Here is a 20,766-nt window from a genome sequence, read left to right on the forward strand (position 1 = left end):
CCGGTCAGAGCGCGTTCAGCAGTTGCGTGGTCGGCCAGGCATCGGCGGGCAGGCCAAGCCGTTGCTGTTCGGCGCGCACGGCGGCACGGGTGCCAGCCCCGAGGATGCCGTCGATGGCGCCGACGTCATGCCCGCGCGCCTGCAGCCGTTGTTGCAGGGCGCGCATCTGGTCGCCCGACAGGCCCGGATCGGGGTTGCGCGGGTCGAACACCGGCGCGCCCTCGAGCCGTGTCGCGAAATAGGCGGCGGTCAGGACATAGGTGAAGCTCTGGTTCCATTCGAAGAGAACCGTGAAATTGGGATAGGCCAGGAAGGCCGGTCCGTTGCGCCCCTGCGGCAGCACGACCGAGGCCTGCGATCCCGGCATGGGCAGCGCGCCGCCGGCCCGGGCGCGCACGCCCGCCGCTTCCCAATCCGATACGCGGCGGCTGGTGTGGACGCCGGTCTGGAACCAGTCGAGGTCACCCGGCACGGTGATCTCGACAAGCCACGGCTCGTTCGGCCGCCAGCCCAGCGACGAGAGCACATTCGCCCCCGACATCAGCGCATCGGGGGCCGAGGTCTGCAGGTAGACATGCCCGTCGCCATCGCCGTCGATGCCGTTTTCCACGATATCCTCGGGCAGCATCTGGACCATGCCGATCTCGCCCGCCCAGGCGCCTTGCGTGTTCACCGGATCGAAATCGCCGTTCTCGAACAATTCCAGCGCGGCGAAGATCTGGGGCCGGAAGATATGCGGGCGGCGGCAATCATGGGCCAGCGTCACGAGGCTGTTGAGCGTGTTGTAATCGCCCTGGAACGCGCCGTAATCGGTTTCGAAGGCCCAGAAGGCCAGCAGGATGCCGCGCGAGACGCCAAAGCGGCGCTCGGCCTCGTCGAAGACGGCATCGAAGCGTTCGGCGTTGCGCCGGCCCGCATCCATCCGGTTCTGCGAGATCAGGCGGCGGGCGAATTCGGTGAAGGGCTGTTGAAAGAAGCCCTGCCGCCGGTCGGCATCGAGCGTGCGCTGGTCAAAGCGCGCGCTGCGGAAAAACGCGTCGACCGTGGATTGCGCATGGCCGCGCGACACGGCCTCGGATTTGAGGCCTTGCAGGAATTGCCCGAAATCCCCGCCGCATTGCTGGGCATTTGCCGCCCCGGTCAAAAGCCCGAGGGCAAGGCCCCCGGCACACAAGAAACGCTTCATGTCAAAACAGCCCTGTCGGTTCGAGGTCCGGGCTCAGACTAACAAGGCTGCATAATCCCGCAAGCATTGCATCCGTCAGGCGGCTTTCAGCCGGGCGCGGTCGTGGGGCGCGTGCCAGTCGATCACCGGGTTGATGGGCACGATCCGGTGCGGGTTTATGCTGTCGTGGCTGTAATGGTAGTGGCGCACGATGTGGTCGAAGTTGATCGTGCCCGCCACACCCGGCCATTGATAAAGCTCGCGGGCATAGGCCCAGAGGTTGGGGTAATCCACGATCCGGCTGCGGTTGCATTTGAAATGCAGGTGATAGACCGCATCGAAGCGCACGAGCGTGGTGAAGAGCCGCCAATCGGCCTCGGTCACGCGGTCGCCCGCGAGGTAGCGGTTTTCGCTGAGCAGGTCTTCGAGCCAGTCGAGCGCGTCGAACAGCGCATGGACCGCCCCGTCATAGGCCGATTGCGTCGTGGCGAAGCCCGCCTTGTAGACGCCGTTGTTCACCGCGTCATAGACGCGCGCATTGATCGCATCGATCCGGTCGCGCAGGGCTGCCGGGTAGTAATCGTCGCGGTTGCCGGTCAGCCCGTCGAAGGCCGAATTGAACATGCGGATGATCTCGGCGCTTTCGTTGGAGACGATGGTGCCGGTTTTCCTGTCCCACAGGACGGGCACGGTCACGCGGGTCGTGGCCTGCGGGTCGGCGCGTTGGTAGATCTCGCGCAGGTAGCGGCTGCCGAACAAGAGATCGCCGGTCGCGCCATGGTCGTCGGTGTGAAATGTCCAGCCGTCCGACAGCATGTCGGGATGGACGACCGACACGTCGATGTGACCCTCAAGCCCCTTGAGGCTGCGAAAGATCATGGCCCGGTTTGCCCATGGGCAGGCATCGCTGACATAGAGATGGTAGCGCCCGCTTTCGGCCTTGTAGCCGCCCGTGCCGCTGGGCCCCGGCGCGCCATCGGCGGTCACCCAGTTGCGAAAGCGGCTTTCCTGACGCTGGAAGGCGCCGCCGCTGGACTTGGTGTCATACCATTGGTCATGCCAGTCGCCGTCGATCAACAGGCCCATGTCGCGCCCTCCTTTTCCATCCCCCTGCAAGGTATGGGAGGGGGCGGGCGCATGTAACCGGACCCTGCGCAGACCCGCCCCCGCAGGGGCGCACATGTCGAGCACAAGGGATCAGGGAGCCGCGCGGTGCCGGGCGCGGAAGCTTTCCACCTTGGCCCGGTTGCCGCAGCGCGCCATGGAACACCAGCGCCGCCCGGGCCCGCGCCCATGGTCGAGAAACAGATGGGTGCAGCGACCGCATTCCGGCAAGCGGTCCAGATCCGTGCGTTGCATGAGGTCGAAGAGCGCCAGCGCAAGGTGATCGTAGAGCCCGCCCAAGGGGCCGGGCATGAGGTGAACCCCCTTGGCCCCAAGGGCGAAGGAGGCGTCCTGCACCGCCGATTTGATCGCCGCCTCGAGCGTCAGGGCCTCTTCGCGGCCGGGGCGGCGCCCGGCGGCCATGGCCGACAGGACGGCATGGCCCGCCTCGCGCAGGCCCTTGATCGCGGTCATCTGACCGGGGCCGGGCGGGGGCAGGCCGCGCGGCACGAAACCCGCATCCTCGAGGATCGCGATGAATTCCGCCCCGTCGGCAAAGCTGTCGTGCTTGCGCGTCTTGCCGTCATCCGTGACGGTGTTGAGGAAAGCGAGGGCCGGATGGCCGGGGGTCATGCCGGAAACCTTGATCGTCTGCATCCTGTCCACGGGCCCGCCATCATGATGTCACGATGCGGGTTTACGGGCCTGTCGTCCAGAGGCGGCTGTGGCCGCACTGTGACGGATGCAGGTGCAGCATATTCAAATCATTGACCTAATCGGGATTTGCGCCACTTTCACAGCAAGTTGATCGGAAGGACGGGCCATGTCTGAATTTCTCCCCAAGGCCGTGCGCGACGAACTGGCCACAGCGCAAAGGCAGGCACGCCGCCGCCGTGCGACGCGCGTGGTCCATGTGGGCGACGAGGCCTATCCGATCCTCGAGATGACCGAACGGGGCTTCTGCGTCGATGCCGAGGATGCGCCGCATCTGCGCGGGTTGATCGACATCTATGACGGTCCCCGGCATCTCTACCAGGCGCTGATCGTCGCCTCGGAACAGGATGGCGACCTGATGCGCTACGAGTTCAAGCGCAACACCGCCGCCCAGACGCGCGCCCCCGTCGATTTCGAAACGCCGGGCGATGTCGTGGCGGGTTTCCTGCCCTCGGCCTGAGCGCCGAGAGGATTTCCTGCAGCCGGGCTGACTTGCGCAAGAAACCTGCGCAGATACCGGGGAAGCTTGCGAAGATTGCGACCGATCTGCGCGGGAAGGGGCCTATCCTTCCCGCCAGTCGCCCTTTTCGCATTCCGGCCCGGAGATCCTGTCATGATCCAGACCCCCTATCTGTTGTTCCTGGGCGACGCGCCCGACCAATTGGCCGCCAAGGTCGCCCAAGGCATCCGCGATTGGCGGCCCGACAACGCGGTGGGCCAGTTCCGGATGGAGGGCTGCCGCGCCGATGTGCGCCTGCCCGACATGGATCTGGCGGCGGCCAAGGCGGCGGGGGCCAAGACGCTGGTGATCGGCGTGGCCAACCGGGGCGGCGTGATCTCGGCCGCGTGGAAAAAGGTGCTGGTTCAGGCGCTGGAGGAGGGGTTCGACCTTGCCTCGGGCCTGCACAACCTCTTGCGCGACGAGGCGGATCTGGTGGCCGTGGCACAGGCCACGGGCCGCAGCCTGCATGATGTGCGGGTCCCGAGCGTGCCCTATCCCATCGCCAATGGCGTCAAGCGGTCGGGCAAGCGCTGCCTGACCATCGGGACGGATTGTTCGGTCGGCAAGATGTACACCTCGCTCGCCGTCGATGCCGAGATGAAGGCGCGGAGGCTGAAATCGAGCTTCCGCGCGACGGGGCAGACCGGGATCCTCGTCACCGGGAACGGCGTGCCGCTGGATGCGGTGATCGCGGATTTCATGGCCGGGTCCATCGAATGGCTGACGCCCGACAACGAGGCCGATCACTGGGATCATATCGAGGGGCAGGGCAGCCTGTTCCATGTCTCCTATTCCGGGGTGACCATGGCGCTCATCCATGGTGGCCAGCCCGATGCGCTGATCCTGTGCCACGAACCCACGCGGGCGCATATGCGTGGCCTGCCGGGCTATGATCTGCCGTCGCTCGAGGCCTTGCGCGACATGGCATTGCCCATCGCGCGGATCGCCAACCCGGCCTGCCAGGTGGTGGGCGTGTCGATCAACACCTCCGCCATGGGCGAGGACGAGGCCTTGAGCTATCTGGAGGCCACGGAAAAGCGGCTGGGCCTGCCCGCCTGCGACCCGTTCCGGCAGGGTGCGGCCAAGCTGGCGGATGCGCTGGACGCGATCTGAGGCGTCGTGCCGGTGGCGGTTTCGGGAGCCTCCGGCGGGAGTTTTTCGGCCAAGATGAAGGGGAAGGCAGCATGTTGCAGGTGACGTGGGACAGGTTCCGGCTGGCGCAGGTGTTCACCATCAGCCGTGGCTCGCGGACCGAGGCGCAGGTGCTGACCGTGACCGTGACGCGTGAAGGCGTGACGGGGCGCGGCGAATGCGTGCCCTATGCGCGCTACGGCGAGACGCTCGAGAGTGTCGCGGCCCAGATCGCGGCTTTGCCCGAGGATATCGGTCGCGCCGATCTGCAAGCGGCCCTGCCGGCCGGGGCGGCGCGCAACGCGGTCGATTGCGCGCTGTGGGATTGGGAGGCGAAGCGCGCCGGGCGCCGGGTTTGGGAGCTGGCCGGATTGGCGGCGCCGGGGCCCCTGGTCACGGCCTATACGCTGTCGCTCGATACGCCCGAAGCCATGCGCGCGGCCGCCGCAGCACAGGCCCATCGCCCGCTTCTGAAGATCAAGCTCGGCACGCCTGATGACATGCCCCGGCTCGAGGCAGTGCGGGCGGGCGCGCCCGACGCGCGGATCATCGTCGATGCGAACGAGGGCTGGAGCGCGGAGGTTTATGCCGATCTTGCCCCGCATCTCTTGCGGCTGGGGGTGGAGATGGTGGAACAGCCCCTGCCCGCCGGGTCCGATGACATGCTGGCCGAGATCGCGCGGCCGCTGCCCGTCTGCGCCGATGAAAGCTGCCATGACCGTGACAGCCTGCCGGAGCTCAAGGGCAAATACGACATGGTCAACATCAAGCTCGACAAGACCGGTGGCCTGACCGAAGCCTTGGCGCTGCGGGTCGAGGCCGAGGCGGCGGGCCATGGCGTCATGGTCGGCTGCATGGTGGGATCCTCGCTGGCCATGGCACCGGCCGTGCTGGTGGCCCAGGGCGTGGCGATCGTGGACCTTGACGGGCCGCTTTTGCTGGCAGAAGACCGGGCGGTGCCTTTGGATTATGACGCCGCGGGCGTGCACCCGCCGCGGCCCGAACTTTGGGGATGAGCCTGTGATGACCCGCACCGTCTATGTGAACGGAGAATACCTGCCCGAGGATCAGGCGAAGGTGTCGGTCTTTGACCGCGGTTTCCTGTTCGCCGATGGCGTCTACGAGGTGACGAGCGTTCTGGGCGGCAAGCTGATCGATTTCGCGGGCCATGCCAAACGGTTGCAGCGGTCGCTTGACGAATTGCAGATGGCCAATCCCGTGACAGAGGACGAACTGCTGGAGATCCACCGCGAATTGGTGCGGGCGAACGGGATCGAGGATGGTCTGGTCTATCTCCAGATCACGCGGGGGGCGGCGGATCGCGATTTCGCCTATCCCAAGGAGGCCACGCCCACGATCGTCCTGTTCACCCAGGCCAAGCCCGGATTGGCCGACAGCCCGCTGGCCAAGACGGGGATGAAGGTGATTTCCATCGAGGATCAGCGCTGGGGCCGCCGCGACATCAAGACCGTGCAGCTTTTGTACCCGTCGATGGGCAAGATGATGGCCAAGGCGGCAGGTGCCGATGACGCCTGGATGGTCGAGGATGGCCATGTGACCGAGGGCACGTCGAACAACGCCTATATCGTCAAGGGCAACACCATCGTCACGCGCCATCTGGGCACCGAGATCCTGCACGGGATCACGCGGGCGGCCGTGCTGCGGTTCGCGCGCGAGGCGCAGATGGTGGTCGAGGAGCGCCCCTTTACCATCGAGGAGGCCAAGGCGGCGGACGAGGCCTTCATCACCTCGGCCTCGGCTTTCGTCATGCCGGTGGTGGAGATGGATGGGCAGCCCATCGGATCGGGCACGCCCGGCCGCGTGACGGCACGGCTGCGCGAGATCTATCTCGACGAGATGCGCAAGGCGGCGGTGTAACCCGCCGCCCCTGCGGCGCGTTCGGCCAGCGTCAGACGAGCCGGATCGCGGCCAGAAGCTCGGGCGTGAGGGTTGCGCCGTTCAGAACGACATAGACCTGGTCGCCCAAGAGCACCTCGACCCCGGCGGGATCGGTGCTGGCGCGGACGGTCAGGGTCGGGGGCTGTTGCGGCAGGCCCTGGCCATCGACCGTGATGTCGAGCGCCAAACGGTCGGTCGCGGGATCGAAATCGGTGATCTGTGCGGGCGTGTCGGGCGTGCCGAACAGGGTGTTGATCGTGATGTCATCGGCCCCTTCGCCCCCGGTGATCGTGGCGTTCATGTCGCCGATGATCGTGTCGTCGCCGACGCCCCCGTCGATGACGGAGCCCGTCGCGGTGGTGGCATCGGGTGCGACGGCGGTGATGCTGTCATTGCCGGCAAAGCCGAAGATCGTGTCGCCGACCCCATCCGAGGTCATGGTGTCATTGCCCGCGCCGCCGACAAGGCTGTCATTGCCGAACAGGTCGGTGATGATGTCATTGCCATCGTCGCCCAGGACGGTGTCATCGCCGAACCCGCCGACCAGCGTGTCGTCCCCCTCTTCGCCGCTCAGGCGGTCGTTGCCGGCGCCGCCTTGCAGGCGGTCGTTTTCCGCGCCGCCGAGCAGGGTGTCGACGCCGTCACCGCCGTCGAGGAAGTCATTCCCCGCGCCGCCGTTCAGGAGGTCGTCACCGTCATCGCCGAAGATGAGGTCGGAGCCGGTGCGCCCGAAGATCACGTCATCCCCGGTGCCGCCGCGCAGGCTGTCGTCGCCTTCCTCGCCGTCGAGCTCGTCGTTGCCGGCCCCGCCGAGCAGGCGGTCATTGCCGCCCCCACCCGTCAGGCGGTCGCCGCCGAGCCCGCCGAACACTTCGTCATCGCCAAGCCCGCCTGACAGCGTGTCATTGCCGTCGCCGCCGATCAGGGTGTCGAGCCCGCCGCCACCCAAGAGGCTGTCGGCGCCGAAGCCGCCTTCGAGGCTGTCGTGGCCGCCGCCGCCGTTGAGCGTGTCGTCGCCGGTGCCGCCGAGCAGGCGGTCATCGCCAAGCCCGCCTTGCAGATTGTCGTTGCCGCCAGCGCCGAAGGCCACGACCGTGGTGTTCTGGGCGGTCGGGTCGACCTCGAGTTCGTCGTCGCCTTCGCCCAGAAAGGCCAGAAGCGAGCCGCTTTCGAGCAGAACGGTATCATTGCCCGCGCCGCCGTTGACGGTGACATTGCCGTTGAGGATCGCCGCGCCGTCATCGCCGTCGCCGAGGTTGATGGTCAGATCGCGGGCGTTGAAGGAGCCGATCGTGTCATCGCCTTCGAGGGCATTGACCTGGGTGACATTCGGATCGCGCAGGATCAGCCGGTCGTCGTTGGGCGTCAGGTTGCGGATCGCGCCGGTATCTCTCGCCTCGGTGGTGTCGTCGTTGTCGTCGTCATCGCCGAGGATGAAGCTCAACCCGACGGCGGCAAGGACCAGCGGCAAGATTCCGAACAGCATCGCGACACCCATTCCATCGTTACACGAGCGATGCCGCGCGCTGCGACGGGCAGGGCCGACATCTGTTAACCAATGGGAAAGTGGGTGTCCAAGGCGGGGGTGAATGTCAAACTAAAGATAAAATTTCGGCATTTTTTGGTTAAGAAGACCTTTGTTTTTTCCGGCCTTTTTGAAAAATCTCCTAACGAATGGCGGGATTGTCCACGAATTGTAAACCGGGCTGATCTGGCGCCGGTTGGGGGTCGATCCGGGGTCGAATCAGGCGAAATCGCCCTGCGCGAACCAGCCGCCCGAGAGGGTCGCGCCATGGGCGAAGAAGAGCCAGAGCCGCGCCCCTTGGGTGGTCGTCACGCGCCAGTAGTCGCGCACGCCCGAGCGCCAGTTCGGATCGTCGAGCCACCATTCCGGCGCGATGCGTTCGGGGCCCTGGGCGAGCCGGATCTCGAAGTCGCGGCCGCGCCAGCGGAACCGCGCGGGCGGGTCGGGCGTGGCCGGCGCGGTGACGGGTTCGGGGCGGAAGAGCGTCAGGGGCCGGGGCCGCATGGGCGCGGGCCAGTCGGGCGCGGGCGCGCTGTAGGCGGCGGCCTGGGTCGATTGGGTCTTTTCGGGGATATGGCTGTCGGCGGGATGTTCGCGGGTGATCCGCTCGAGCCCCACGCGCGCGCCGATCCGGGCGATCAGGTCGTCGAGCGCCTGCCCGTCGGTGCGGTCCGTCCGCGCCTCGGCTGCGACGGCCCAGCCGCCCTTGTGGGTGGTGGCGTGCAGCGGTTCGGTGACCGGGGCCACGAGGCGCAGCACGTCGAAGCCGAAGCCCGCGTCCAGATCGCCCAGTTTCAGCTCGAAGAGCGGGCGCAGGCTGTCGGGGCGGTCGGTGGGACGGGCGAGGCCGATCTCGATCCGTTCGGTGCCGCCTTCGGCGCGCAGCAGGTCGAGCCGGAGCCTCCGCGCGCCGCGCCCACGGGCGCGGAGCTTGTCGCAGAGCGGCGGCAGCAGCCGGTCGAGACCGGCGAGGATATCGGCCTGAAGCCCGATCGGTTCGGGCAGGGACAGGCGGGTGGCGAAATGCAGCGGCGCACCGGCGGGCGAGATCGGTTCGGGCTCCACCCCCAGCGCCTGGTCGAGGCGACGCACGAGATCCTGCCCGAAGCGGCGGGCGAGCCCTGCGCGCGGCATGCCCATCAGATCGCCGATCCGCCGGATCCCCAGCCGGGCGAGGCCCGCTGCCGTGTCGGGGGCGATGCGCAGCGCCGCGACGGGCAGGGGGGCGAGCGATTGGCGCAGGGCACCGGGGGGCGAGATGCGGGTTCCGTCCGCCGCGCCGGGGCCGGGCGAAGGCGCGGGTGCGGGCCCGCCCCGGACCCAGTGCCGTTTCTGGGCGCGCGAGCGGGTCGCCCGCGCCTCCTGGTCGATGGCGTCGCCGGTGCGGGCGGGCGTCATCCCACCGCCCTCGGCATGGCGGGCCAGCGCCCAGGCGGCCCCTGCGGTATCGGCGATGCCCGCGCGCACCGTCAGGCCCAGGTCGGCGCAATCGTCGTGGACCTGTTGGAACAGCGCCGTCTCTCCGCCGAAGAGATGGGCGCAGCCGGTCAGGTCGACCATCAGCGCCTCGGTTCCTTCTTCGGCGACCCAGGGGCTGAAGCGACCGGCCCAGCGGCGGAGGGCTGCCAGCGTCTGCGCCTCGCGCGGGGGATCGGCGGGGCGCGTGACGAGATCGGGGCAGAGCGTCAGCGCCTCGGCCAGGGGCTGGCCGCGCAGAAGGCCGCGCGCGCTGGCGGCAGGGGTCAGCGCGGTGAGGCGGCGCTGGTTGGCGGCCTCCCCCACCACGGCGAGCGGCACTTCGGCCAGCGCGGGTTCATGGCGCAGCAGGCGTTCGGCGGCGAGCCGGGGAAACCACAGCGACAGGATGCGGCGGTTGACCGGCCGGGCGGGGCGGGGGGCATCGGGGTTCATGATCCGGGGCGGGCAGCTTGTTCATGTTTTGTTCCAAGGCTAGCCCGTGGCTGCGGCGGAGTCGAGTCCCGCAGGGGATCAGAGGAAGAGGGAGACGTTGTTGCGCAGGATGATTTCGACCGCGTAGAGGCCGAGGATCACGATCAAGGGCGCGAGATCGAGGCCGCCCATCATCGGCAGGCGGCGGCGGAGCGGGCCATAGACCGGTTCGAGCATCCGGTTCAGCCCGTCCCAGAGCTGTGCCACGAGCGGTTGGCGGAGGTTGAGGACGCCGAAATTGATCAGCCAGCTCATGATAATATGGGCGATGACGATGAAGAAGGCCACGTCGATCAGGAGCATGAGGATCTGGAAGAGGGAGGTCATCGGCGCGTCGGCTCCTGTGGGAATGTCCTTGGTCGAGATAGTCGGGCGGGGCGGCTGGCGCAAGTCGGGGGTGGGGGCTCTGCATTCGACCTGTTTTGGGGGGCTCTGCCCCCGGCCTGCGGCCTCCCCCGGAGTTTTCTTGCCAAGATGAAGGGGAAGGGTGCGCGGGGCGGGGATGTGGGGCGGTGGCCTGGTGGTGGTGATGTGGCGGTGGTGACGTGGCGGTGGTGACGTGGTGCTGGTGACGTGGCGGCGGGCTTGACCGGGGCGGCGTTCCGGGGTTTGGCGGGGGGATGTATCCCTTTTTGCGCCTTGCCGCCGTCACCCTGTCCGAGCGCCGCAAACCGGCGTTGGGGTTGTTTCAGACCCATCGCCTGTCCCTGCGCTGTCTGCCGGTGGACCTGGACGGGTTCCTGGAAATGAACAACGGGCGCATCCTGACGCTCTACGACATCGGGCGGTTCGGCCTGTCGATCCGGGTGGGGTTGTGGGATGTGCTCAAGCGCGAGCGCTGGGGGCTGGTCGTGGCCGGGTCCACGGTGCGCTACCGGGCGCGGATCACGGGGTTCCAGCGGTTCGAGCTGCGGACACGGCTTTTGGGCTGGGATGCGCGGTTTTTCTACATCGAGCAGGGCATGTGGCGGGGCGAGACCTGTTGCAACCATGCGCTGTTGCGCACCGGCGTGACGCAAAAGGGGCGGCTGGCCCCGGTGGCGGATGTGGCGCGCGCGATGGGGGTTTCCGAGACCTCGCCCGGATTGCCGGAATGGGTGGCGGCCTGGGCCGAGGCGGATGGGCACAGGCCCTGGCCGCCGATGCAGGGACCCGCATCTGACCCGTAGACAAACCGGGGGGTGATGGCGGATGCTGCAGGCCATGAGTAGCGTATCCATCGACCCCGCGATCCCCACCCCCGAGGCGCTGCGTGCCGCGCGCAGGCGCATTCATGGCTGGTGGGCCTTTGACTGGGCGAGCCAGCCCTATTTCACCCTTGGCCTGACCTTCATCTTTGGCCCCTATTTCGCGGCTGTCGCGACCGAAGCCTTCATGGCGCAGGGATTGGCCGAACAGGCGGCGGATGCGCGGGCGCAAAGCCTGTGGTCGCTGGGCCAGACGGTGGCGGGCGTGATCATCGCGCTTTGTGCGCCGATCCTGGGGGCATTTGCCGACAATACGGGGCGGCGGATGCCCTGGATCGTGCTGTTTTCGCTGTTCTACGTGCTGGGGGCGGCGGCCTTGTGGTTCACGCTGCCTGACGGGTCGTTCCTGGTCGGGGCCTTGATCGCATTTGGCATCGGGTTGATCGGGGCGGAATTCACCACGATTTTCACCAATTCCATGTTGCCGGAACTGGGCGAGGACAGCGCCATCGGGCGGCTGTCGGGCAATGGGTTCGCCTGGGGCTACCTGGGCGGGGTTCTGGCGCTGTTCATCATGCTGATCTTTTTCGCCGAGGGGGAGAGCGGGCGGACATTCGTGGGCCTGGAGCCCGCGCTGGGGCTGGATGCCGAGGCGCGGGAGGGGACGCGGTTCGTCGGACCCTTCATCGCGATCTGGTACGTGGTGTTCATGATCCCGTTCTTTCTGTGGGTGCGCGAGGCACGGCGGCCCGCGACCCATGCGCGGTTCGGCGCGGCGCTGGGCGAGCTGGTGCGGACGGTGAAGGGATTGCCGGGGCGGGTGAGCCTGTTTGCCTATCTCGGATCCTCGATGTTCTACCGCGATGCGCTGAACGCGCTTTACGGGTTCGGGGGGACCTATGCGGTGCTGGTGCTGAACTGGTCGGTGACGCAGGTGGGGATTTTCGGGATCATCGGGGCCGTCACCTCGGCGCTGGCGACGTGGCTGGGGGGGAAGGCCGACAGCAGGTTGGGACCCAAGCCCGTGATCATCGGCGCGATCGTGACGCTGATCGTGGTTTGCGCGGTGATCCTGGGCATGTCGCGGGAGAGCCTGTGGGGGATCGCGCTTGCCGAAGGGTCGGGGGTGCCGGACGTGGTCTTCTACATCTGCGGGGCGATCATCGGGGGGGCTGGCGGCGTTTTGCAATCGGCGTCGCGGTCGATGATGTGCCGCCATGCGCCGGTTGCGCGGCCCACGGAAGCCTTTGGGCTTTATGCCCTGTCGGGGAAAGCCACGGCGTTTCTCGGGCCCGCGCTGATCGGGGTGACGACATGGGCGACGGAAAGCGCGCGATTGGGGATGGCGCCGCTGATCGGGTTGTTCGTGCTGGGATTGGTATTGCTGGTCTGGGTCCGGCCCGAGGGGGAGAGGGCATGAGGGTCTGGCCGGGTCTTCTGGCGGTGGCGCTGGCGCTGGTGGCCGGGTGTGTGCCCGTGCGCGAGGGTTTGCCGCCCTTGGACGCCACGGTGTCGGGGCAGGAGGCGCGGCTGTTGTTCGGGGCCGAGCGGGGGGCGAGCAGCGGCGCGCCGGAGGTGATCGGCGGCTATTCGCGGGGCTGTCTGGCCGGGGCGGAGCGGCTGGCGGAGACAGGGCCCACATGGGCCGCGATGCGGCTCAGCCGGAACCGGAACTGGGGCCATCCCGAGCTGGTCGATTACGTGCAGGACCTGTCGGCGCGGGTGGCGGCGGAGACGCCGTGGCGCGGGCTTTACGTGGGGGACATGTCGCAGCCGAGGGGCGGGCCGATGTTGTCGGGCCATGTGAGCCATCAATCGGGGCTGGACGTGGATATCTGGATGCTGCCGCCCACGCGGTTCGACCTGTCGGCGGCGGAGCGGGAAAGCCTGTCGTCGATTTCGACCCGGTCGGCGGGGGGCGCGCGTGTGGGCGAGAGCTGGACGCCCGCGCATATGGAGGTGATGCGGCTTGCGGCCTCGGACCCGAGGGTGGCGCGGATTTTCGTCTTTCCCGGTGCCAAGGTCTGGATGTGCGACAATGCCACGGGGGACCGGTCCTGGCTGCGCAACATCCGGCCCGCGGCGGGGCATCATTACCATTTCCACGTGCGCCTGAGCTGTCCGGCGGGGTCGCCCGGTTGCGTGAACCAGGACCCGCCGCCGCCCGGCGATGGCTGCGACGAGGCACGGCAATGGGCGGCCAATATCCTGAACCCGCCGCCGCCCGACCCCGATTACGAGCCGCCGCCGCCGCGCGGCCCGCTGACCTTGGGCGAATTGCCCCGGCAATGTGCGGCGCTCTTGGGGGGTTAGCGCCCCGGGATCGTGCCGCGCTTGCCCGTGAGGGTCCAGCCGTCGATGACGGCGAGTGCCTCGTCGGCGGTTTCCACGAAGCGGAAGAGGCTGAGGTCGTCGGGCGAGATCGTGCCCGCCTCGGCCAGCGCGTCCCAGTTCACGACATTGCGCCAGAATGCCTGTCCGAAGAGGAGGACGGGCACCTGTTCCATGCGGCCCGTCTGGATCAGGGTCAGGCTTTCGAACAATTCGTCGAGCGTGCCGAAACCGCCGGGAAAGACGGCGATGGCCTTGGCGCGCAGGAGGAAATGCATCTTGCGGATGCCGAAATAGTGGAAGTTGAAGCAGAGCTCCGGCGTGACATAGGCGTTGGGGACCTGTTCATGGGGCAGGACGATGTTGAGGCCGATGGAGCAGCCCCCGGCCTCGGCCGCGCCGCGGTTGCCGGCCTCCATCACGCCGGGGCCGCCGCCGGTGACGATGACATTCTCGGTGCAATCGGTGGCGACGGACCGCTCGGTGATCAGCTGGGCGAAACGCCGCGCCTCGTCGTAGTAGCGGGACATGTCGCGCAGACCTGCGCTGCGGGCCTTGTCGGCGGCTTCGGGGGCGGGGATGCGCGCGCCGCCGAAGAGCACCACGGTCGAGCGGATGCCGCGCGCGTCAAGTTCGAGCTCGGGCTTGAGGAGTTCGAGTTGCAGGCGGACGGGGCGCAATTCCTCGCGCAGGAGGAATTCGGGATCGGCGAAGGCGAGGCGATAGGCGGACGAGCGCGCCTGCGGCGTGTCGGGAACCTTGCGGGCGGCGTCGATATCCTGATTGGCGCGGCGGAACGGGCCTTTGCGCGGGTCGTCCTTCATCATCCGGTCCTTTCGGGGTCTTTGCCTGCATGGCCTAGCGCGCGCCCGCGCGGATTGCCAGCGCGGGGCATGGTCGCTATAGCCGCCCCGGACGACCCATCCGACCCATCCCGCAGGAGAGAGCCGCCATGTCGAACGCCCAACTGGAAACCGCCATCGAGGCCGCCTGGGAGGCCCGCGACCAGATCACGCCCGCCACCACGGGCGAGACGCGCGAGGCCATCGAAGCCACGCTGAACGCGCTGGATGCCGGAGCGCTGCGCGTGGCCGAGCGGCAGGCCGATGGGCGCTGGCATGTCAATCAATGGGCCAAGAAGGCGGTTCTGCTGGGATTCCGGCTCAAGGACATGGCGCAGCAATCGGGCGGCCCGCAGGGCGGCGGCTGGTGGGACAAGGTCGACAGCAAGTTCAAGGATTGGGGCGATGCGGAGTGGAAGGCGGCGGGATTCCGCGCCGTTCCCAACTGCGTCGTGCGGCGGTCGGCCTATATCGCGCCGGGCGTGGTGTTGATGCCGTCCTTCGTGAACCTGGGCGCTTATGTCGACAGCGGCACGATGGTGGACACCTGGGCGACCGTCGGCAGCTGCGCGCAGATCGGCAAGAACGTGCACCTGTCAGGCGGCGTGGGCATCGGCGGCGTGCTGGAGCCGATGCAGGCGGGGCCGACGATCATCGAGGACAATTGCTTTATCGGGGCGCGGTCCGAGGTGGTCGAGGGCGTGATCGTGCGCGAGGGGTCCGTTCTGGGGATGGGCGTGTTCATCGGCCAGTCGACCAAGATCGTCGACCGGGAGACGGGCGAGGTCATGTATGGCGAAGTGCCCGCAGGTTCGGTCGTGGTGGCAGGGTCGATGCCGTCGAAGAACGGTGTGAACCTCTATTGCGCGGTGATCGTGAAGCGGGTGGATGAAAAGACCCGGTCCAAGACATCGATCAACGAGTTGCTCAGGGATTGACGTGGGCGCGGTGCGCCTGAAGGCGCACCCTACGCAAGCGAATTGTAGGGTGCGCCTTCGGGCGCACCGTGCGCAGGGTAGGGCGTAGGGTGGGTGCAACCCACCACGGCCAATCGGTGCGTTTTCGCGGGCGGGGGGGTGGTGGGCAGATTGCCCACCCTACCGCAAGCGTTCGAGGACGCGGAGGGAGGCGTAGCCGTCGGGCACCCAGCCGATGGAGGCCTGGAACCGGCGGACCGAATCGATGGTCTGCGGTCCGATGATCCCGTCCACGCCAAAACGGTGGAACCCGGCCGAGACGAGGCGGGTCTGCAATTCCTCCCGCTCGGCGCGGGTGAGCGCGCGATCCTCGCGCGGCCAGGAGGCGCGGAAGGGCGCGCCGCCCGTGATCCGGTCGGACAGGTGGCCCACGGCGATCACATAGGCATCGGCCGGGTTGTAGCGTTCGATCACGTGGAAATTGTCGAAGATCACCAGCGCCACGCCGCGATGCCCGGCAGGCAGAAGGATCGAGGCGCGGCCATGGTCGGGGATGCGGCCCCCGTCGGGCAGGCGCACGCCCCGCGCGTTCCAGAAGGCGGCGGGGTGTTTCACCCCCTCGCCCGTCAGGCTGTAATCGAAGCCCTCGGGCAGACGCACCTCCATCCCCCAGGGTTGGCCGGTGGTCCAGCCGAAATGGCGTAGGTAATTGGCGGTGGAGGCCAGCGCGTCGATGGGATCGTCGGACCAGATATCGCGCCGCCCGTCCCCGTCGAAATCGACGGCGTGATCGAGATAGGAGGTCGGCATGAACTGCGTATGGCCCATCGCGCCGGCCCAGGACCCGGTCATCTGCCGGGGCGCGACATCGCCTGCCTGCAGGATGCGCAGGGCGGCGATCAGCTGATCCTCGAAGAAATCGCGGCGGCGCCCGTCATGGGCGAGCGTCGCCATGGCGGCGATGATGTCGGTGTCGCCGCGCATCGCGCCATAGGCGGATTCAAGGCCCCAGATGGCGACGACGACCTCTGCCTCCACCCCGTAGCGGCGTTCGATCCGGGCGAGCGCGTCGCGGTGGCGGTCAAAGGCTGTCCGCCCGTTGGCCACGCGCGTGTCGGAGACGGCGCTGTCGAGGTATTCCCAGAGCGCGCGGGAGAATTCGGCCTGGTTGCGGTCACGCTCCAGCACGCGGGATTGGACCGTGACCCCGGCAAAGGCGCGGTCAAGCGTGGCCTGCGCGATCCCGGCTGTGCGGGCGCGGGTCTGGAACCCCTGCAGCCATGCTGAGAATTCGGTGTCGGCAGCGGGCGTGACCGCCGCGGCCATGCTGCGCGCAAGGGTGGGGGTCGCGCGCAATTGCGGGCGGATCGAGCGGGGGACGGCCAGGGGCGTTGCCTGCGTCGAGAGCGTGACCACGCGCGGCGGGGTCTGCGCGGCGGGCAGGGGCCGCATTTCGGGGCGGAGCGATGTGGCGGGCGGCAGCGCCGCGCCGAGCGTCGGCAGGGCAAGGCCGAGGGCTGCGGCCAAGAGGGCAAGGCGGGATCGGCGCATGGTTTTTCTGGTGTCCGATGATGCTCGATTTCTGCGGAGTATAGCTCAAAAGCGGCAGGCTCACAGCCCGGCCTAGGCCATGAAGGTGACCATGAGCTTAAGATCGCCGGTGCGCTTTGGGGAGATTTCAGCCCTTGGAGCGGCGGCTGGGCGCTTTCTTGCGCAGGCTGGCGCGTTTTTTCGCGACCTGGCCTGCCTTGCGCCGGGGGCTTTGGCCCGGTTTGCCGCGGCGGCGGGTGGGGGTGTGTTTGCCGTCGATCTCGATCAGTTCGAGGACAAGGCCGCCCGTCACCGGCACCGCTTCGGCCAGTTTCACTGTGACGCGGTCGCCGATGCCGATGGTCAGGCCGGATTCCGATCCCATCAGGGTCTGGCTGTCGGCGTCGTGGTGGAAATATTCGTGGCCCAGGGACCGGATCGGCAACAGGCCATCGGCCCCCGTCTCGTCCAGTTTCACGAAAGCGCCGAAGCGCGCGACGCCCGAGATGCGGCCGGTGAAGGTCGAGCCCACGCGGTCCGACAGGAAGGCCGCGAGATAGCGGTCGGCGGTGTCGCGTTCGGCGGCCATGGAGCGGCGTTCGGTGTCGGAGATGTGCTTGGCCGTCGCTTCGAGCTCTGCCGCCTCGTCAGGGCTGAGGCCATCCGTGCCCCAGCCATGGGCCGCGATCAGCGCGCGGTGGACGATCAGGTCGGAATAGCGCCGGATCGGCGAGGTGAAATGGGCGTAAGCCTTGAGTGCCAGGCCGAAATGGCCGAAATTCTGGGGGAAGTAATAGGCCTGCTGCATGGCGCGCAGCGTGGTGATGTTGATCAGCTCGTCGAAATCGGAGCCTTCGGCCTGGGCCAGAAGGCGGTTGAGCTGGCTGGTCTGGAGGACCTGGCCCTTGGCCAGCGTGAAGCCGGAGGCGGCCGCGACCTCGCGCAGCGCCTCGAGTTTCTCGGGGGCGGGTTCCTCGTGGACGCGGAAGAGAAGGGGCTGGCGTTTCGCGATCAGGTCCTCGGCGGCGGCGACATTGGCCAGCACCATGAATTCCTCGATCAGGCGATGGGCGTCGAGACGATCCTTGAAGGCGACGGAGGTCACTTCCCCCTCCTCGCTCAGTTCGATCCGGCGTTCGGGCAGGTCGAGGTCGAGGGGCTGGCGGCGCTGGCGGGCCGCGACGAGCGCCTCGTAGGCGGCGTAGAGGGGATGGATCACATCCGCGAGGAGCGGCGCGGTTTTCGCGTCGGGATTGCCGTCGCGGGCGGCCTGAACCTGCTGGTATTCGAGGGAGGCGACAGAGCGCATCATGCCGCGCAGGAAGCGGTGCGAGATCTTGGTGCCTTGGGCGTCGATGACCATGCGCACGGCAAGGCAGGCGCGCGGCACGCCCTCGTGCAGGGAACACAGATCGCCCGAAAGCCGGTCGGGCAGCATGGGGACGACGCGGTCGGGGAAATAGGTGGAATTGCCGCGTTTGCGGGCCTCGCGATCCAGCGCGGAACCGGGGCGGACGTAATGGGCGACATCGGCGATGGCGACCCAGATCACATGGCCGCCGGGATTGTTCGGGTCGGTGTCGGGATGGGCGAGGCAGGCATCGTCGCGGTCACGCGCATCGGCGGGGTCGATGGTGACAAGCGGCATGTCGCGCAGATCGGTGCGGCCGTCGAGGCCTGCGGGCTTGGCGGCATCGGCTTCGGCGATGGCGGCATCGGGGAAGGCGTCGGGGATGGCGTGTTCGGCGATGGCGATGAGGCTGACGGCGCGGGGCGCGCCGGGGTCGCCCAGACGGGTGATGATGCGGGCGCGCGGGCTGCCCATGCGGGCCTTGGGGCCGACCTGTTCGGCCTCGACCAATTCGCCGTCGCGCGCGCCATGGGTGTCACCGGGGCGCACCATCCAGTCGCGGTCCGATCCCTTGGAGATGGGCAGGATGCGCCCGCCCTCGGCGCCTTTGCGGAAGATGCCCAGAACGCGCAGGGGATTGGTGCCGATCTTGCGGATCAGGCGGGCGACGTAGTGGTGATCCTCGCCATCCACCTCCTGCAGGCGGGCGAGGATGCGGTCGCCCTGCCCGAGTGCGGGGTCGGTGGCGCGGGCGAGAAAGAGGATTTTCGGCTCGGGCCCGTCGCCCTGCCATTCGAGCGGGCGGGCGAAGACATCGCCCAGATCGTCGGGGGCGGTGACCTGCAGGACGGCGACGGGCGGCAGCTTGTCGGGGTCGCGGTAGGTCTTGCCCTTTTTCTCGACGAGGCCCTCGGCCTCCAGATCCTTGAGGATGCGCTTGAGGTCGATGCGGTCGGCACCCTTGATGCCGAAAGCCTTGGCGATGTCGCGCTTGGACGTCGCATGGGGGTTTTCGGCGATCCAGCTGCGGATCTGGTCTTTGGTGGGGATCATGGCCATGGGATCGGCCTATCATGGGCCGCGCGGGGCGTCATGGGGGAATTCAGGGGGCGTCGTGCCGGTGGCGGCTGCGGGAGCCTCCCCTCTCAGCGGCAAAGCCGCTTGTCGGGCAATGGGCGGGAGTTTTTTGGCCAAGATGAAGGGGGGCGCGTTAACCTTGATGCGGGGTTAACGCTGTGGGGCGAAGTATTCGGTGAGCATGCGGGTGTAGATGCGTTTGAGGTCGTGGATGTCTTGCAGCCAGACGCGTTCGTCGACCTCGTGCATGCGGTGGCCGACGAGGCCGAATTCCACGACCGGGCAATGATCCTTGACGAAGCGGGCATCGGACGTGCCGCCGGTGGTGGACAGGGTGGGCGATTGGTTGGTTTCCTGCCCGATGGCGCGGCGCACGAGATCGGACAGCGGGCCCGGAGGGGTCAGGAAAGCCTCGCCCGAGACCTGGGTGTCCATGTCGATGGTCGTTCCCGTCGCCTCGGCCACGGCTGTGGCCTCGGCGTCGAGCCAGTCGGTGAGGGTCTGGCCCGTGTGGCGGTCGTTGAAGCGGATGTTCACCGTCATGCGGCTGCGGGCGGGGATGACGTTGGAGGCCGGGTTGCCGGTGTCGATCGTGGTGACCGAGATGGTCGAGGGATCGAAATGGTCGGTGCCCTGGTCGAGTTGGTGGGTCGAGAGCCGGTGCGCCAACAGGGCCACCGCGGGCATCGGGTTCAGCGCCTTGTGCAGATAGGCGGAATGGCCCTGTTTGCCGGTCACGGTGAAGCGCGCGGTCATCGAGCCGCGGCGGCCGATCTTGACCATGTCGCCGATGTGCTCGACCGAGGTCGGCTCGCCCACGATGCAGATATCCATCGCCTCGCCATTGGCCTGCATCCAGTCGAGGATGGCGATGGTGCCGTCGCGGCCCGGCCCCTCCTCGTCGCCGGTGATGGTCAGGAGGATCGCGCCATCGGGGGGCGTTGCGGCGACGAAGTCGATCGCGGCGGCGGCAAAGGCCGCGACGCCCGATTTCATGTCGGTGGCGCCGCGCCCGTAGAGCCAGCCATCCTGTTCATGGGCGGAAAAGGGGGGATGGGTCCAGGCGGCCTCGTCGCCCACGGGGACGACATCGGTATGGCCGTTGAAGCCGAAGCTTTTCGCAGCCCCTTTGGCGCCCCAGCGGGCGAAGAGATTGGGGGTATCGCCCCGGTCGACGCGGGTGCAGGCGAAACCCGCCTGTTCCAGAAGCCCCTGCAGGAGGGTGAGCGCGCCGCCTTCGGTCGGGGTGACGGAGGGGCAGCGGACGAGATCGGCTGTCAGGCGTGCGGGATCGGTAGGCATGGTCTGGGCTCCGTCCGGGGGTCGTCTTTGCCTAGCGCTGTGGCGGCGAAGGCACAATGGGGCGTGTCGCTGCGGCGGGAGGCGAACGGGCCGTTACGATGGCGGGTGCCGGATGGTATCCTTCTTGCAAAGAAAACAATGCCGGGGCAGGCAGCGGCACAAGCCGCATCGAGGCAGGAAGGATCGGGAGGCGCGCCACAGGCGGCGCGGCCGACCGTCGCGTGATGGTTCACGTGATC

The 20,766-nt window shown here is 68.0% G+C and carries 18 protein-coding genes; 8 read left to right on the forward strand and 10 right to left on the reverse strand.

The window, feature by feature from the left end:
- Positions 1-4: 4 nt before the first annotated feature.
- From AABA51_RS00580 to AABA51_RS00590, 3 genes are all read right to left on the reverse strand, one after another.
- The gene (locus AABA51_RS00580; RefSeq protein ID WP_338273408.1) at positions 5-1,186 is read right to left on the reverse strand and encodes a lytic murein transglycosylase; all 1,182 of its coding nucleotides are present in this window, start codon (positions 1,184-1,186) and stop codon (positions 5-7) included.
- Positions 1,187-1,261: 75 nt separating this feature from the next.
- Entirely contained in the window at positions 1,262-2,251 is a 990-nt protein-coding gene (locus tag AABA51_RS00585) for a glutathione S-transferase family protein (RefSeq protein ID WP_338273409.1), read from the reverse strand.
- A 111-nt stretch (positions 2,252-2,362) separates the two neighbouring features.
- Positions 2,363-2,926, reverse strand: a complete 564-nt coding sequence (locus AABA51_RS00590; RefSeq protein ID WP_338273410.1) for a CGNR zinc finger domain-containing protein — start codon at positions 2,924-2,926, stop codon at positions 2,363-2,365.
- A gap of 166 nt (positions 2,927-3,092) precedes the next feature.
- On the opposite strand from AABA51_RS00590, the gene AABA51_RS00595 reads away from it, so the two are divergent.
- The 4 genes from AABA51_RS00595 to AABA51_RS00610 all read left to right on the forward strand — a co-directional run bounded on the left by AABA51_RS00595 (position 3,093) and on the right by AABA51_RS00610 (position 6,494).
- Positions 3,093-3,443: a hypothetical protein gene (locus AABA51_RS00595; RefSeq protein WP_338273411.1), complete on the forward strand. Its 351-nt coding sequence runs from the start codon at positions 3,093-3,095 to the stop codon at positions 3,441-3,443.
- A gap of 153 nt (positions 3,444-3,596) precedes the next feature.
- On the forward strand, positions 3,597-4,598 hold the full coding sequence (gene dgcN, locus AABA51_RS00600; RefSeq protein ID WP_338273412.1) for an N-acetyltransferase DgcN: 1,002 nt from the start codon (positions 3,597-3,599) through the stop codon (positions 4,596-4,598).
- Positions 4,599-4,669: 71 nt separating this feature from the next.
- A complete protein-coding gene (dgcA, locus tag AABA51_RS00605) occupies positions 4,670-5,632 on the forward strand; it encodes an N-acetyl-D-Glu racemase DgcA (protein ID WP_338273413.1) in 963 nt (320 codons plus the stop codon).
- 7 nt (positions 5,633-5,639) lie between these two features.
- A complete protein-coding gene (locus AABA51_RS00610; protein WP_338273414.1) occupies positions 5,640-6,494 on the forward strand; it encodes a D-amino-acid transaminase in 855 nt (284 codons plus the stop codon).
- 31 nt (positions 6,495-6,525) lie between these two features.
- Here the strand turns inward: AABA51_RS00610 and AABA51_RS00615 are convergent, their stop codons facing one another.
- The 3 genes from AABA51_RS00615 to AABA51_RS00625 form a co-directional block, all read right to left on the reverse strand.
- Positions 6,526-8,001 (reverse strand): calcium-binding protein, encoded by a 1,476-nt coding sequence (locus AABA51_RS00615; RefSeq protein WP_338273415.1) that lies wholly within the window; start codon positions 7,999-8,001, stop codon positions 6,526-6,528.
- 258 nt (positions 8,002-8,259) lie between these two features.
- Positions 8,260-9,951 (reverse strand): DUF6504 family protein, encoded by a 1,692-nt coding sequence (locus AABA51_RS00620; protein ID WP_338273416.1) that lies wholly within the window; start codon positions 9,949-9,951, stop codon positions 8,260-8,262.
- 78 nt (positions 9,952-10,029) lie between these two features.
- A complete protein-coding gene (locus AABA51_RS00625; RefSeq protein ID WP_338273417.1) occupies positions 10,030-10,317 on the reverse strand; it encodes a YggT family protein in 288 nt (95 codons plus the stop codon).
- A gap of 293 nt (positions 10,318-10,610) precedes the next feature.
- Between AABA51_RS00625 and AABA51_RS00630 the strand changes: the two genes are divergently transcribed.
- From AABA51_RS00630 to mepA, 3 genes are read left to right on the forward strand one after another with little or no spacing between them, the layout of a single operon-like run.
- Positions 10,611-11,159: an acyl-CoA thioesterase gene (locus tag AABA51_RS00630; RefSeq protein ID WP_338273418.1), complete on the forward strand. Its 549-nt coding sequence runs from the start codon at positions 10,611-10,613 to the stop codon at positions 11,157-11,159.
- A 34-nt stretch (positions 11,160-11,193) separates the two neighbouring features.
- On the forward strand, positions 11,194-12,597 hold the full coding sequence (locus tag AABA51_RS00635; RefSeq protein ID WP_338273419.1) for an MFS transporter: 1,404 nt from the start codon (positions 11,194-11,196) through the stop codon (positions 12,595-12,597).
- Positions 12,594-13,490: a penicillin-insensitive murein endopeptidase gene (mepA, locus tag AABA51_RS00640; protein WP_338273420.1), complete on the forward strand. Its 897-nt coding sequence runs from the start codon at positions 12,594-12,596 to the stop codon at positions 13,488-13,490. Before AABA51_RS00635 ends, mepA begins: the two co-directional genes overlap by 4 nt.
- Here the strand turns inward: mepA and AABA51_RS00645 are convergent.
- Positions 13,487-14,332: a TIGR00730 family Rossman fold protein gene (locus tag AABA51_RS00645; RefSeq protein WP_338276366.1), complete on the reverse strand. Its 846-nt coding sequence runs from the start codon at positions 14,330-14,332 to the stop codon at positions 13,487-13,489. The two genes, mepA and AABA51_RS00645, sit on opposite strands and share 4 nt — an antisense overlap.
- 128 nt (positions 14,333-14,460) lie before the next feature.
- Between AABA51_RS00645 and dapD the strand changes: the two genes are divergently transcribed.
- Positions 14,461-15,288, forward strand: coding sequence for a 2,3,4,5-tetrahydropyridine-2,6-dicarboxylate N-succinyltransferase (dapD, locus tag AABA51_RS00650; protein ID WP_338273421.1), 828 nt, complete (start codon positions 14,461-14,463; stop codon positions 15,286-15,288).
- A gap of 159 nt (positions 15,289-15,447) precedes the next feature.
- Here the strand turns inward: dapD and AABA51_RS00655 are convergent, their stop codons facing one another.
- The 3 genes from AABA51_RS00655 to dapE all read right to left on the reverse strand — a co-directional run bounded on the left by AABA51_RS00655 (position 15,448) and on the right by dapE (position 20,527).
- Positions 15,448-16,818 carry a lytic murein transglycosylase gene (locus AABA51_RS00655; protein WP_338273422.1) on the reverse strand — a complete coding sequence of 457 codons (1,371 nt, stop codon included), beginning with the start codon at positions 16,816-16,818 and terminating at the stop codon, positions 15,448-15,450.
- A 127-nt stretch (positions 16,819-16,945) separates the two neighbouring features.
- Entirely contained in the window at positions 16,946-19,207 is a 2,262-nt protein-coding gene (rnr, locus tag AABA51_RS00660; protein ID WP_338273423.1) for a ribonuclease R, read from the reverse strand.
- 168 nt (positions 19,208-19,375) lie between these two features.
- Positions 19,376-20,527, reverse strand: coding sequence for a succinyl-diaminopimelate desuccinylase (gene dapE, locus AABA51_RS00665; protein ID WP_338273424.1), 1,152 nt, complete (start codon positions 20,525-20,527; stop codon positions 19,376-19,378).
- Positions 20,528-20,766: the final 239 nt, after the last annotated feature.

The sequence above is a fragment of the Roseicyclus marinus genome (assembly GCF_036322625.1).
GTDB classification, from domain to species: Bacteria; Pseudomonadota; Alphaproteobacteria; order Rhodobacterales; family Rhodobacteraceae; genus Roseicyclus; species Roseicyclus marinus_A.